General features: G+C 41.5%; 13 protein-coding genes. All 13 read left to right on the top strand.

What is annotated here, in order from left to right:
- Positions 1-58: 58 nt before the first annotated feature.
- Complete coding sequence (rbfA, locus tag J2S07_RS15215) at positions 59-430, top strand: 30S ribosome-binding factor RbfA (protein ID WP_307151271.1); 372 nt, start codon at positions 59-61, stop codon at positions 428-430.
- 103 nt (positions 431-533) lie between these two features.
- Positions 534-1445, top strand: a complete 912-nt coding sequence (gene truB, locus J2S07_RS15210; RefSeq protein ID WP_307151270.1) for a tRNA pseudouridine(55) synthase TruB — start codon at positions 534-536, stop codon at positions 1443-1445.
- An 87-nt stretch (positions 1446-1532) separates the two neighbouring features.
- The gene (ribF, locus tag J2S07_RS15205; protein ID WP_307151269.1) at positions 1533-2483 is read left to right on the top strand and encodes a bifunctional riboflavin kinase/FAD synthetase; all 951 of its coding nucleotides are present in this window, start codon (positions 1533-1535) and stop codon (positions 2481-2483) included.
- A 171-nt stretch (positions 2484-2654) separates the two neighbouring features.
- Positions 2655-2924, top strand: coding sequence for a 30S ribosomal protein S15 (rpsO, locus tag J2S07_RS15200; RefSeq protein WP_307151268.1), 270 nt, complete (start codon positions 2655-2657; stop codon positions 2922-2924).
- Between the two features lie 321 nt (positions 2925-3245).
- The gene (pnp, locus tag J2S07_RS15195) at positions 3246-5366 is read left to right on the top strand and encodes a polyribonucleotide nucleotidyltransferase (RefSeq protein ID WP_307151267.1); all 2121 of its coding nucleotides are present in this window, start codon (positions 3246-3248) and stop codon (positions 5364-5366) included.
- A 185-nt stretch (positions 5367-5551) separates the two neighbouring features.
- Complete coding sequence (locus J2S07_RS15190) at positions 5552-6514, top strand: polysaccharide deacetylase family protein (RefSeq protein WP_307151266.1); 963 nt, start codon at positions 5552-5554, stop codon at positions 6512-6514.
- Positions 6515-6637: 123 nt separating this feature from the next.
- Entirely contained in the window at positions 6638-7876 is a 1239-nt protein-coding gene (locus J2S07_RS15185; protein ID WP_307151265.1) for a M16 family metallopeptidase, read from the top strand.
- Between the two features lie 234 nt (positions 7877-8110).
- The gene (locus tag J2S07_RS15180) at positions 8111-8365 is read left to right on the top strand and encodes a YlmC/YmxH family sporulation protein (RefSeq protein ID WP_307151264.1); all 255 of its coding nucleotides are present in this window, start codon (positions 8111-8113) and stop codon (positions 8363-8365) included.
- 136 nt (positions 8366-8501) lie between these two features.
- Positions 8502-9395: a dipicolinic acid synthetase subunit A gene (gene dpaA, locus J2S07_RS15175; RefSeq protein WP_307151263.1), complete on the top strand. Its 894-nt coding sequence runs from the start codon at positions 8502-8504 to the stop codon at positions 9393-9395.
- Positions 9396-9400: 5 nt separating this feature from the next.
- On the top strand, positions 9401-10000 hold the full coding sequence (gene dpaB, locus J2S07_RS15170; RefSeq protein ID WP_307151262.1) for a dipicolinate synthase subunit B: 600 nt from the start codon (positions 9401-9403) through the stop codon (positions 9998-10000).
- A 181-nt stretch (positions 10001-10181) separates the two neighbouring features.
- Positions 10182-11231 (top strand): aspartate-semialdehyde dehydrogenase, encoded by a 1050-nt coding sequence (gene asd, locus J2S07_RS15165; RefSeq protein WP_307151261.1) that lies wholly within the window; start codon positions 10182-10184, stop codon positions 11229-11231.
- Positions 11232-11323: 92 nt separating this feature from the next.
- Positions 11324-12562 (top strand): aspartate kinase, encoded by a 1239-nt coding sequence (gene dapG / locus J2S07_RS15160; protein WP_307151260.1) that lies wholly within the window; start codon positions 11324-11326, stop codon positions 12560-12562.
- Between the two features lie 19 nt (positions 12563-12581).
- Entirely contained in the window at positions 12582-13457 is an 876-nt protein-coding gene (dapA, locus tag J2S07_RS15155) for a 4-hydroxy-tetrahydrodipicolinate synthase (protein ID WP_307151259.1), read from the top strand.
- The last annotated feature ends 70 nt before the right edge of the window (positions 13458-13527 follow it).

Here is a 13527-nt window from a genome sequence, read left to right as displayed (position 1 = left end):
CTTTTCAATCTTTTACTTTTGTAAAGGAGTCTTTTGATTAAACTAGAGGTGATTTACTATGAGCCTTAGATCGCACCGTGTTGGGGAGCAAATGAAAAAAGAACTTGGCGACATTATCGGACGAAAAATCAAGGATCCAAGAATTGGTTTTGTTACGGTGACAGATGTTCAAGTTACTGGGGATCTTCAGCAAGCAAAAGTGTTTATCTCCGTATTGGGAGACGCAGAACAAAAGGAAAACACTTTGAAGGGGCTTGCCAAAGCTAAAGGGTTCATCCGTTCAGAGATAGGGCAAAGAATCCGTTTACGGAAAACACCTGAAATTACATTTGAATTTGATGGATCAATGGACTATGGTAATCGAATCGATTCCCTTCTTTATCAGCTTCACGAAGAAAATCAATCGAAGGATAAAGAAACGGAAGAATAGGATATCAAGTGGAGGGATAGACGGGTATGTCTATCCTTTTGCTATTTTGAAAAACTGTTTTCATACGGATTATTTATTTTAATAACTGAAATGAGGGAATGGTATGGACGGGATATTACCATTATACAAACCAAAGGGAATGACCTCCCATGACTGCGTCTTCAAGCTTAGAAAAATATTAAGGATGAAGAAAATTGGACATACGGGAACTCTAGATCCTGAGGTGGATGGTGTTTTGCCCATTTGCCTTGGCCGTGCTACGAAGGTGGCAGAATACATAACAGATGCAGGGAAGAGGTATGAAGGAGAAGTGACAATAGGCTTTTCGACAACAACAGAGGATGCTACTGGGGAAGTCGTTTGCCAAAAATCAGTGGACAAAATCATAACTAAGAAAGAAATTTTACGTGTTCTAGAAGAGTTAACCGGTGAAATTACACAAACTCCTCCCATGTATTCAGCTGTAAAGGTAAATGGAAAAAGACTTTATGAATACGCAAGACAAGGAATTGAAGTGGAACGTCCATCAAGAGTGGTCAAGATCTATTCGATTGAATTATTGGATGAGCAAGCTCTATATGAAGGAGAGACAGTCTCCTTTCGCTTTAGAGTCTCTTGTAGTAAAGGGACCTATATTAGAACGCTGGCAGTCATGATCGGAGAGAAATTAGGTTACCCTGCACATATGTCATCTTTAACAAGAGTTCAAGCTGCGGCTTTCACATTAGAGGATTGCCTTTCATTCTCAGATGTTGAGAAGCTTACAGTGGAAGGCACGATTCATGAAGTGTTACGACCCATTGAAATGGCTCTTAATGATTTGCCGAAATACGTAATAAGTGATAAATTAATTGAGAAAGTGAAAAATGGTGCTATTCTGTCCGTCCCAGAACTATTCAAAGCTGAAAAGGGCCCTATTGTGGTCACAGAAGCTGACGGACAAGCTCTTGCTATATATCAGGCCCATCCTATGAAGGAAGGCCTAATGAAGCCTACAAAAGTGTTACGTGTTTAAAAATAATTATTTTTTAAAACGAGGGTAGCTTCTTCGTACCTTAGCGGGTAGTGAACCCTCCTCTAGAGGAATTAGGTGAGAAGCAAAGTGGAAGTAATTCATATTCATCATCCCCATCGGATAAGACAAACCGATTTTTCACCCATGGTAATGGCTCTTGGTTTTTTTGATGGGGTCCATTTAGGACATCAGGAGGTCATCAAGACAGCCGTTACAATTGCGAAAAAAAGAGGAGTAAAAAGTGCGGTCATGACCTTTGATCCGCATCCATCTGTGGTGCTTCGAGGAAATGTAAAGCATGTAGAATATATCACTCCGATCAAAGAAAAGGAAAGATTAATTGCTGAATTACAGGTTGACTACTTATTTATTGTTCATTTTACGAGCGAATTTGCGAATCTATTGCCTCAGGAATTTGTTGATCAATATATCATTGGTTTAAATGTAATCCATGTGGTGGCGGGATTTGACTATACCTATGGAAAAATGGGAAAAGGGACAATGGAAACCTTGCCATTTCATTCACGGAATAAATTTGATTTTACCGTTGTGCCAAAGCTGTCATTTGGCCATGAGAAAATTAGTTCAACCTTAATTCGCAAAGCTCTTAAAGAGGGGCAAGTTCATAAGCTTGTTGATTTTTTAGGCAGATACTATACAACGAGCGGTGTCGTTGTGCACGGGGATAAAAGAGGGAGAACAATCGGGTTTCCGACAGCCAATACAAGCATTGATGAATCTTATTTTGTTCCTCCGGTTGGAGTGTATACCGTCCGGTTCTACGTGAATGGGAATTGGCATGAAGGCGTATGTAATGTTGGGCATAAACCAACATTCAAGGCTGAGCAGAATCACAAGCCCTCCATTGAGGTGCATATTTTTCAATTTGATCAGGATATTTACGGGCAGGAAGTAATCATTGAATGGCATCAGCCCATTCGTTCCGAGATGAAATTCTCATCCATTGAGGAGCTCGTTCAGCAAATTGAAAAAGACAAGCAGATTGCCCAAGATTATTTTCTTTTACGTAACAACTAATTTCAGTCATCATGGTGATCCAATAAGCGAAAAATATAGTTTGTTCTTGCTTTTTGTCATAAAAAGTTGTATTCTTAATAACGTGAATGAATAAGAGAACCTTTGCTTGGCAAGTCGACTCACCGACGCTTGCTAGAGCATTTGGGGATTAAGAATTAGGAGGTGAAACGGATGGCAATCACAAAAGAACGTAAGAATGAGCTTATTAACGAGTTCAAAACACACGACACTGATACTGGTTCACCAGAGGTTCAAATCGCTGTCCTTACAGAAGAGATTAACAACTTAAATGAACATTTACGTACTCATAAGAAAGACCACCATTCACGTCGCGGTCTTTTAAAAATGGTAGGTAGACGTCGTAACCTATTAACTTACCTACGTAACAAAGATGTTCAACGTTATCGTGAGTTAATCAACAGACTTGGATTACGTCGATAAAATCTAAAGCAGAAGGGGTTATCCCTGTAGCTAGATTTTTCATTACAGAAAAGCGGGATTTTTCCCGCTTTTTTGTTAGCATGAAAAACTTGGAAAATATATACATAATCACTTATTTTAAGTATTGGCTATCCGGTGCATACTATAGACAGTGTGATGTTCAACCTTTGAAGTATTTCTTAGTGTAGCTGGACAAAGAAAAGTAATACCTGCTAAAACTGAAAATAATGGTCATCCTCATTTCTGAATGGGATGAAATTAATTATAAAGTTTGAATAAGCTAAATCTCCCAGGAGTTAGTAAGAGAGGGGTTTGAAAAATATGGTACAAGAAAAGCAGATCTTTTCTATAGAATGGGCCGGCCGCCCACTGACTGTTGAAATTGGTCAATTGGCAAAACAGGCAAATGGTGCCGTGTTGGTTCGCTATGGGGACACAGCTGTATTGAGTACAGCGACAGCGTCAAAAGAGCCAAAGAAGCTCGATTTTTTCCCATTAACAGTTAATTATGAAGAAAGACTATACGCCGTTGGAAAAATTCCGGGTGGATTTATTAAAAGGGAAGGTCGTCCAAGTGAAAAGGCGATCTTAGCAAGCCGCCTAATTGACCGTCCAATTCGTCCGTTATTTGCGGATGGATTCCGTAATGAGGTACAGGTTATTAGCATGGTCATGAGCGTGGATCAGGATTGTTCCTCCGAAATGGCTGCGATGTTTGGCTCTTCCTTGGCATTATGTATTTCGGATATTCCTTTTGAAGGTCCGATTGCAGGTGTTACGGTAGGTCGTGTCAACGGTAATTTTATTATTAATCCAAATGTTGAGCAATCCGAACAGAGTGATATCCACTTGGTTGTTGCCGGCACAAAGGATGCGATCAACATGGTAGAGGCAGGAGCGGATGAAGTACCTGAAGAAACCATGCTGGAAGCGATCATGTTTGGTCATGAAGAAATTAAGCGTCTCATTGCCTTCCAAGAAGAAGTGGCAGCTAAGGTCGGCAAACCGAAGATGGAAATTGTGCTTTTTAATACGGATGAACAATTGGAGCAGGAGATTCGCGAGGCATGCGAAAAAGAAATGATCGAAGCGATTCAGGTTCCAGAAAAGCATGCACGTGAGGATGCCATCCAGGCGGTTAAGGCTAAAGTAATCGCTCATTATGAAGAACAAGAAGCAGATGAGGATGACCTCAAACAAGTAAGCATCATTCTGGACAAGCTTGTAAAAGGGGAAGTAAGACGGTTAATCACAGAAGAGAAGGTTCGTCCTGATGGTCGTAACCCAGATGAAATTCGCCCGCTCTCCTCTGAAGTTGGCATATTGCCACGTACCCATGGCTCAGGCTTATTTACACGTGGACAAACTCAAGCATTAAGCATTTGTACCCTTGGAGCGCTAGGTGATGTTCAAATCCTTGATGGTTTGGGACTTGAAGAGGAAAAACGCTTTATGCATCACTATAATTTCCCAAGCTTTAGCGTGGGGGAAACCGGACCAATTAGAGGACCAGGTCGCCGAGAAATTGGACATGGTGCTCTTGGAGAACGTGCATTAGAACCAATTATCCCACCGGAAAGTGACTTTCCATATACGATTCGTCTTGTCTCAGAGGTTCTGGAGTCTAACGGTTCTACCTCACAGGCTAGCATTTGTGCGAGTACATTGGCGATGATGGATGCGGGTGTACCAATCAAGGCCCCTGTTGCTGGAATTGCCATGGGACTTGTTAAGTCAGGTGAACATTATACTGTTTTGACCGATATTCAAGGGATGGAGGATCATCTCGGGGATATGGACTTTAAGGTAGCTGGAACGGCAAAAGGGGTCACAGCTCTTCAAATGGATATTAAGATTGAAGGCTTATCCCGTCAAATTCTTGAAGAAGCGTTGCAGCAGGCGAAGATCGGTCGGATGCAAATTCTTGAATCCATGATGGCTACGATTGATAAACCGAAGACAGAGCTATCGAAATATGCTCCAAAAATTTTAACGATGCACATCAACCCAGATAAAATTCGTGATGTGATTGGACCAAGCGGTAAGCAGATTAACAAAATCATTGAAGAAACAAACGTTAAGATTGATATTGAACAGGATGGAACGATTTTCATCTCTTCCACAAATGAAGACATGAATCAAAAGGCGAAGAAAATTATTGAAGACATTGTTCGCGAGGTTGAAGCTGGACAAATGTACCTTGGAAAAGTCAAGCGGATTGAAAAATTCGGCGCCTTTGTTGAGATCTTTAACGGAAAAGATGGCTTAGTTCATATTTCTGAGTTAGCCGAGGAACGTGTTGGAAAAGTAGAGGACGTTGTCAAAATTGGGGATGAAATTTTAGTGAAAGTCACTGAAATCGACAAACAAGGTCGTGTGAATCTATCCCGTAAGGCGGTTTTAAAGGAACAACGTGAACAAAGAGAACAAGCTGAGAAGTAAAGAGTAGCATTTAGGATAATCGTTCTGTTTTGCTCCTTTGCTTTGGATAGAAGTCAGGGGAAGCCCTGGCTTTTTATTTTTCAAATGGATGAGTTATGCAAGATTTTCTCAATAATCACGGAGAAGTGCTTTTTGTTCTATCTTGTCCCCTCCTTTCATAATTTTTAGGGAAGGAGGCAAAGGATATGAAAAAGTTCATTTCAGTAGCAGTGGTTTTTTTGCTCGGTTTTCTGATAGTTAATAATTCACTGACGGAACAATATTTAGTAAAATTAAAAGGTGACGCCATACTAACAAGCAAGAAAATGGATCCCTTGTATGAAGAAATCAGCATAAAAGCAAAGGAATACGAAAAACCTCCGATTGATGCCAAGATTGACCCCATTTGGAAGGCAATCCCTGGTTATAACGGACTAAAGGTAGATATAGATGCTTCCTACAAGAAAATGAAAAAGGATAAAAAATTTTCTGAAGCCAAGCTCATTTTTAAGCAAGTAAAACCAAAAGTGCATCTAGAAGATTTGCCACCTAGTCCCATCTACAAAGGAAATCCAGATAAACCGATGGTGAGTCTCATTATTAATGTCGCTTGGGGAAATGAATACTTGTCGCCCATGCTAGCAACGTTAAAAAAGAACAATGTACAGGCTACCTTCTTCCTAGAGGGGAGATGGGTAAAGAACCATCCAGAGCTAGCGAAAATGATTGTTGCTGCCGGCCATGAGGTAGGGAATCATTCTTATACGCACCCGGATATGAAACGAATTTCTTCTGGAGTAATCAGGCAGGAAATTCAGAAGACAAACGAGGTGATTAAAGCTACAACTGGAGAGAAACCAATATGGCTTGCTCCCCCAAGCGGTAGCTTTCGTGATGAGGTTGTGCAAATTGCCGCGCAAGAAAAATTAGGGACGATTATGTGGAGTGTGGACACCGTTGATTGGAAAAAGCCAGCACCTGAAGTGCTTATTCAGCGCGTGATGAGCAAGATTCATCCAGGAGCCATTGTTCTTATGCATCCTACAGAACCAACGGCTAAGGCTTTAGATCAGCTCATTAAAGAAATGAAGGAAAAAGGATTTAGAGTGGATACCGTAACAGAGCTTCTGAGTGAGGAAAGGATTAATCAAACCTTGACTACTCGGTAATTTTTAAAAAAAGTGCTTACATGGACGCTTTGTCGGAATGCTGGATAAAAAGGGCTTCAAAAGACAAGCTATGAAGACAAGTTCAAGGACAATCCACGCTTTTGAAACAGGAGGAGTCAATACGTGATCAAGAAATATACATGTCAAAATGGAGTAAGAATTGTACTAGAAAATATCCCAACCGTTCGTTCTGTTGCAATAGGTGTCTGGATTGGGACAGGTTCTCGCAATGAAAATCAACAGAATAATGGGATTTCTCATTTTCTCGAGCATATGTTTTTTAAAGGGACGAAGACAAGAACGGCCCGTGATATTGCCGAATTATTTGATAGCATTGGCGGCCAGGTCAATGCCTTCACCTCGAAGGAATATACATGCTACTACGCCAAGGTGCTGGATACACATGCCCAGTTCGCCTTAGATATTTTAGCAGATATGTTCTTTAACTCTACATTTGTAGAGGAGGAGCTCAAAAAAGAAAAGAATGTTGTCTATGAGGAAATTAAGATGTATGAAGACACACCAGACGACATTGTCCACGATTTACTAAGTAAGGCGATCTATGAAAATCACGCCTTGGGCTATCCGATCCTTGGAACAGAGGACACCCTTGCTACTTTTACCGGCGACACTCTGAAGGAGTACATGCATGATACATATACACCTGAAAATGTGGTCATTTCCATTGCAGGAAATATCACGGATTCGTTTATTTCAGAGGTTGAGAAATACTTCGGCTCCTATGAAGGTGGCAAGTATGAACAGACCGAGGAAAAACCTATTTTTCATACGAACCGAATTGCTCGCAAAAAGGATACGGAACAGGCCCATTTGTGCATCGGGTTTGAAGGATTGCAGGTAGGGCATGAAGATATATACAGCTTGATTGTCCTCAATAATGTCCTCGGTGGAAGCATGAGCTCAAGGCTCTTCCAGGATGTTCGGGAACAAAAGGGGCTTGCCTACTCTGTATTCTCGTATCACTCAGCTTTCCAGGATACAGGGATCGTCACTATTTACGGGGGTACGGGGGCTAAGCAGTTAGATCTATTATTTGACACGATTCAAGAAACTCTTGAGAAGCTGAAGGCAGAAGGCATAACAGATAAAGAGCTGCGAAATTGTAAGGAGCAATTGAAAGGAAGCTTAATGCTTAGCTTAGAGAGCACCAATAGTCGCATGAGCCGCAACGGAAAGAATGAGCTCCTGCTTAAGCGTCACCGCAGCTTAGATGAGATTGTTCAGCAAATTGATGAAGTGACAAAAGCTGGAGTCGATAAATTAGCCAATGAGGTATTTACGGATAAGTTTTCCGTTTCACTCATCAGTCCAGAGGGAGTCCTACCCAAAAATCTATCTTAAAGCGATACAACCTGTGAAAATCACGGGTTGTATTCTTTTTTACTGAGCGATTAATGAATGGTCGGTGGCATGCCTGAATGAGTCTTTGCTCCTGCTTTTTGGAGCAACAACGAAGAGAAGGGATGCTACCGACATTATTAACCCTAAGATTCACGTTTTTTTACAGAATCATTCTAAAAGGCCGTCTCCTTCGATACATATATAAAGAGACAAGTGGAAACGGAGGGATATCGCTTGAGGCTAAGTGAATTAAGCGGAAAGGAAATCGTTGATGTCAAAAAAGCGGAACGCTTGGGAGTGCTGGGTCAAACCGATCTAGAAATAGATGAAAATAGCGGACAAATCAAGGCTCTTTTAATCCCATCATTAAAATGGTTTGGCTTCAGGAAACAAGGGGGAGAAGTGAGAGTCCCATGGCGACATATTCAAAAAATAGGCGCAGATATGATTATTATTGATATTCCAGATGGGGAAAATGGGAGAGATTGACAACTTGTCAATCTCTTTTTTTGTCCATATTCCTTAACAATACTCACCCAATTCGTGCATTTTACATAAGATGTTGGAGTAGTACGTGATAGGTTCTTCCCTGAAGTATTTTTAAATCAAAGAAGGTGAATGTTTTATGCTGACGGGATTGCATTTGGCAGTCATCGGTGGTGACGCAAGACAGCTAGAAATAGTCCGGAGATTAACTGAGCTCGATGCAAAACTATCCTTAATTGGCTTTGAACAGCTTGATCATGCATTTACGGGTGCAATAAAGGAAAAAGTGAGTGAGGTTGATTTCGCCACCATTGATGCCATCATTTTGCCTGTGGCAGGTACGGGATTAGATGGTCAAGTCGATACCATTTTTTCCAACGAAAAAGTATTCTTAACAGAGGATATTCTTCTAAATACTCCAGCACATTGCACCGTATATTCTGGAATATCAAATTCATATCTGGACGAAATCACTAGAAATGCGGACCGCCGCCTTGTTCAGCTTTTTCAACGAGATGATGTTGCGATCTATAACTCGATTCCTACGGTCGAAGGAACGATTATGATGGCGATCCAACATACGGATTTCACAATTCATGGCTCAAAGGTTCTTGTTCTTGGGCTAGGAAGAGTAGGAATGAGTGTTGCTAGAACCTTTGATTCATTAGGCGCCCATGTGAAGGTGGGTGCAAGGAAAACAGAGCATATAGCGAGAATTACAGAAATGTCGCTCACCCCGTTTCACTTAAAGAACCTCAAGGAACATGTAAAGGACGTTGATATTTGTATTAATACGATCCCACATTTGATTGTGACAGCTTCCGTTATTTCGAGAATGCCGCCACACACTCTTATTATTGACCTTGCTTCAAAACCAGGTGGAACCGATTTTCGTTATGCAGAAAAGAGGGGCATAAAGGCACTATTAGCACCGAGTCTCCCAGGAATTGTGGCTCCAAAAACGGCGGGGCAAATATTGGCGAACGTTCTTTCACGAGTGTTAAAAGAGGATTTACAATCACGAAAGGGGTAAGCAGCATGAGTTTAAATGGTAAAAGAATCGGATTCGGGTTAACGGGCTCCCATTGTACGTATGATGCAGTCTTTCCAGAAATTGAGAAACTGGTAAATGCAGGTGCAGAGGTATTGCCTGTCGTGACCTTTACCGTCAAAAATACGGATACTCGATTTGGGGACGGCGAGGATTGGATAAAGCGTATTGAGGACTTAACAGGGAATAAGGTGATTGATTCCATTGTGAAGGCAGAGCCGCTTGGCCCGAAGATTCCTTTAGATTGCATGGTTATTGCCCCGCTTACGGGGAACTCCATGAGTAAATTCGCAAACGCCATGACTGATAGTCCTGTTCTAATGGCAGCAAAGGCTACGTTAAGGAATCGAAAGCCCGTTGTTTTAGGGATTTCAACGAACGATGCTCTTGGTCTAAATGGGGTTAACCTGATGCGGTTGATGGCGACAAAGCATATCTATTTCATCCCATATGGACAGGATGACCCTATAAAAAAGCCCAACTCACTTGTGGCAAGAATGTCGATGCTGACACCAACAATTGAAGCAGCCATAAATGGCGAACAAATACAACCAGTATTAGTAGAAAGGTATAAGGATGAAGTCTAGCCTTAAATAATTTTCTTGTTAATAATAGATAAAAATTCATTTCTTTAAAGTGTGAATATGTTAAAATAGAAATATTATAAATCAAGCATTCTATAGATAGCTGAGGAATGAAATAAGAGGGAGCGGTAGACAATGCCCTCCCTTCACTTTTTAATATTATTGTTGGGAAGGAGAAACATTCATGGCAGAAAGAAATTCATTTCACATCGCAGTAGTAGGTGCAACAGGTGCTGTAGGGCAGCAAATGCTAAAGACGTTAGCAGATAGAGATTTTCCGATTTCCAAGCTATCTCTATTATCATCAGCTCGTTCTGCTGGTAAAAAGGTTGAGTTTAAGGGAAAAGAATATATCATTCAAGAGGCAAAGCCTGAGAGCTTTGAAGATGTAGATATCGCTCTTTTCAGTGCAGGTGGCAGTGTTTCAAAGGAATTGGCACCAGAGGCTGTTAAGCGTGGAGCGATCGTCGTAGATAATACAAGTGCTTTTAGAATGGACGAAAATACGCCACTGGTCGTACCAGAAGTGAATGAGGATGATTTGCAAAACCATAACGGGATTATTGCGAATCCGAACTGTTCAACGATTCAGATGGTTGTTGCACTTAAGCCAATTCTAGAGAAATTTGGCTTAAACAAGGTGATTGTTTCGACCTACCAAGCAGTTTCTGGTTCTGGTGCCCAAGCTGTTGAAGAGCTAGAGGAGCAAACAAAATCCATAATAAATAATGAAAGCTTTGAGCCGAAAATTTTACCGGTTAAATCAGATAAGAAGCATTATCAAATTGTTTTTAATGCCATTCCACAAATTGATAAGTTTGAGGACAGCGGCTATACATTTGAAGAAATGAAAATGATCAATGAAACGAAGAAAATCATGCATTTACCAGAATTAAAGGTTGCAGCAACCTGCGTACGCATCCCTGTTGCCACTGGTCATTCAGAATCTGTCTATTTTGAAATTGAAAAAGATGGGGTTTCTGCTGAGGAAATCAAAGCACTGCTCATGGATGCTCCGGGAGTCGTGCTGCAGGATGATCCAGATAACCAAATCTACCCAATGCCTGCTGATTGTGTAGGTAAGAGGGATGTATTTGTCGGACGTATCCGCAAGGATCTTGATGAGGACAAAGGATTTCATATGTGGGTTGTCTCTGATAACCTCTTGAAGGGTGCAGCCTGGAACTCTGTTCAGATTGCTGAGAGCTTAATTAAACTAGGATTGGTAAAATAAGCGAAGAAGAGGTCAACGACTTTCTTTTCTGTATGAATGCACACATATTTTTAACAGATCAAGGCGCTTACGCATTTCAACGAGGTGTAACAATGAAGATTATTGTTCAGAAATTCGGCGGGACTTCAGTTCGAAATGAAGAAACCCGTCAAAACGCTAGAAATCATATTCAAAAAGCATTGGATGAAGGATACAAGGTAGTAGTGGTTGTTTCAGCAATGGGCCGCAGTGGGGAGCCGTATGCAACCGACACCTTGCTCTCTTTAATTGGAGGTTCCAAGAGTAAGGTGACAAAGAGGGAGCAGGACCTCCTGCTTTCTTGTGGGGAAGCTATTTCGAGTGTTGTTTTTTCAAACATGCTTCTAGAGAATGGCATTAACGCTACCTCTCTAACTGGTGCTCAAGCGGGATTCCGCACCAACCATGATTTTACCAATGCGAAAATTATTGAAATGGACTGCACTAGACTAGTTAGTGAACTTGAAAAGTATGATGTGGTGGTTGTGGCAGGTTTCCAAGGAATGGCGAAAAATGGAGACACAACGACGATTGGTCGAGGCGGGAGCGATACCTCTGCCGCGGCATTAGGTGCAGCATTGCAGGCTGAGTGGATTGATATTTTCACAGATGTAGAGGGGATTATGACGGCCGATCCGAGAATTGCAGAGAATGCTAGACCTCTCTCTGTTGTCACGTATAATGAGGTCTGCAATATGGCTTATCAGGGAGCCAAGGTCATTCATCCACGAGCGGTGGAGATTGCGATGCAAGCAAAAGTTCCAATCAGAATTCGCTCCACTTATTCTGACAGTCCTGGCACATTGGTAACGACGGTAAACAGAAGCAGCCGTGGCAGTGATGTAAGAGAGCGAACAGTGACCGGGATTGCCCATGTTTCTCCAGTTACACAAATTAAGGTCACCGCTAAAAAGGGACAGTATAACCTTCAATCTGAGGTTTTTAAGTCCATGGCAAATGAAAAAATCAGCGTTGATTTTATTAACATTTCTCCAAATGGTGTTGTCTACACCGTGACCGAAGAAATGACCGATCGCGCCGAGGAGATTTTAACAAGCCTTGGTTATGAACCAGAGTTAGAAAGAGATTGTGCAAAGGTATCGGTCGTAGGTGCTGGCATTACAGGGGTACCTGGAATTACTGCCAAAATCGTTACGGCATTATCTGAAAAAGGCATTCGAATTCTGCAATCAGCCGATAGTCACACAACCATTTGGGTGCTAGTAAAGGAAACCGATCTCGTTACAGCTGTTAATGCTTTGCATGATGCTTTTCAGTTAGAGAAGGATTCATTTGAATATGAGCAAAGTTAAGGATTAAGGGAGTGTAATTATGGCTATATTTGGTAGAGTATCAACAGCGATGGTTACCCCTTTTGATAACAAGGGGCATATTGATTTTGGGAAAACAACCAGCTTGATCAATTATTTGATTGAAAATGGTACAGATTCGCTCGTTGTTTCAGGAACAACCGGTGAATCTCCAACCTTAACGAAAGAAGAAAAAATTGCCTTGTTCCAGCATGTGGTCAAGGTTGTGGATAAGCGCATTCCTGTCATTGCGGGTACAGGAAGCAACAACACTTACGCCTCAATCGAACTAACCAAAAAAGCGGAGCAGGTGGGGGTTGACGCCATCATGGTAGTAGGCCCTTATTATAACAAACCAAATCAAGAGGGACTCTATCAGCATTTTAAAGAGATTGCAGAAAGTACAACCTTGCCTGTGATGGTGTATAATATCCCGAGCCGTTCTGTTGTGAATATTTTGCCAGAAACAATCATCCGTCTTTCCGAAATCCCCAATATTGTAGCGGTGAAAGAAGCAAGCGGCGATTTGAATGCGATGACAAGAATTATTGCCAGTACCCCTGATGATTTTTATCTTTATAGTGGAGACGATGGCATGACACTGCCGGTACTATCGATTGGTGGGGCAGGGGTTGTGTCAGTAGCAGCCCATATTATCGGGAAGGAAATGCAAGAAATGGTGCAAGCTTTCTTGAACGGGGATCATTCGAAAGCAGCGAGGATGCACCAAGATTTACTTCCAACAATGGAAGGCTTATTCAAGGCACCGAGTCCGGTTCCAGTAAAGACTGCACTGCAATTGAAGGGCTTAAATGTTGGTTCCGTACGCTTGCCTTTAGTTCCATTGACCGAGCAGGAAAGAAATAGTCTAATTTCATTATTGAAAATTAATCAGTAAGACTAAAACCAAAAGCTTAGGAATCGGCTCATAAGATGGTTGAACAATCAGCCCGCTTATGAGCTGGTTT

The organism is Anoxybacillus andreesenii, assembly GCF_030813005.1.
Taxonomy (GTDB): Bacteria; Bacillota; Bacilli; order Bacillales; family Cytobacillaceae; genus Robertmurraya; species Robertmurraya andreesenii.
This window is presented reverse-complemented; position numbering and strand designations above follow the sequence as displayed.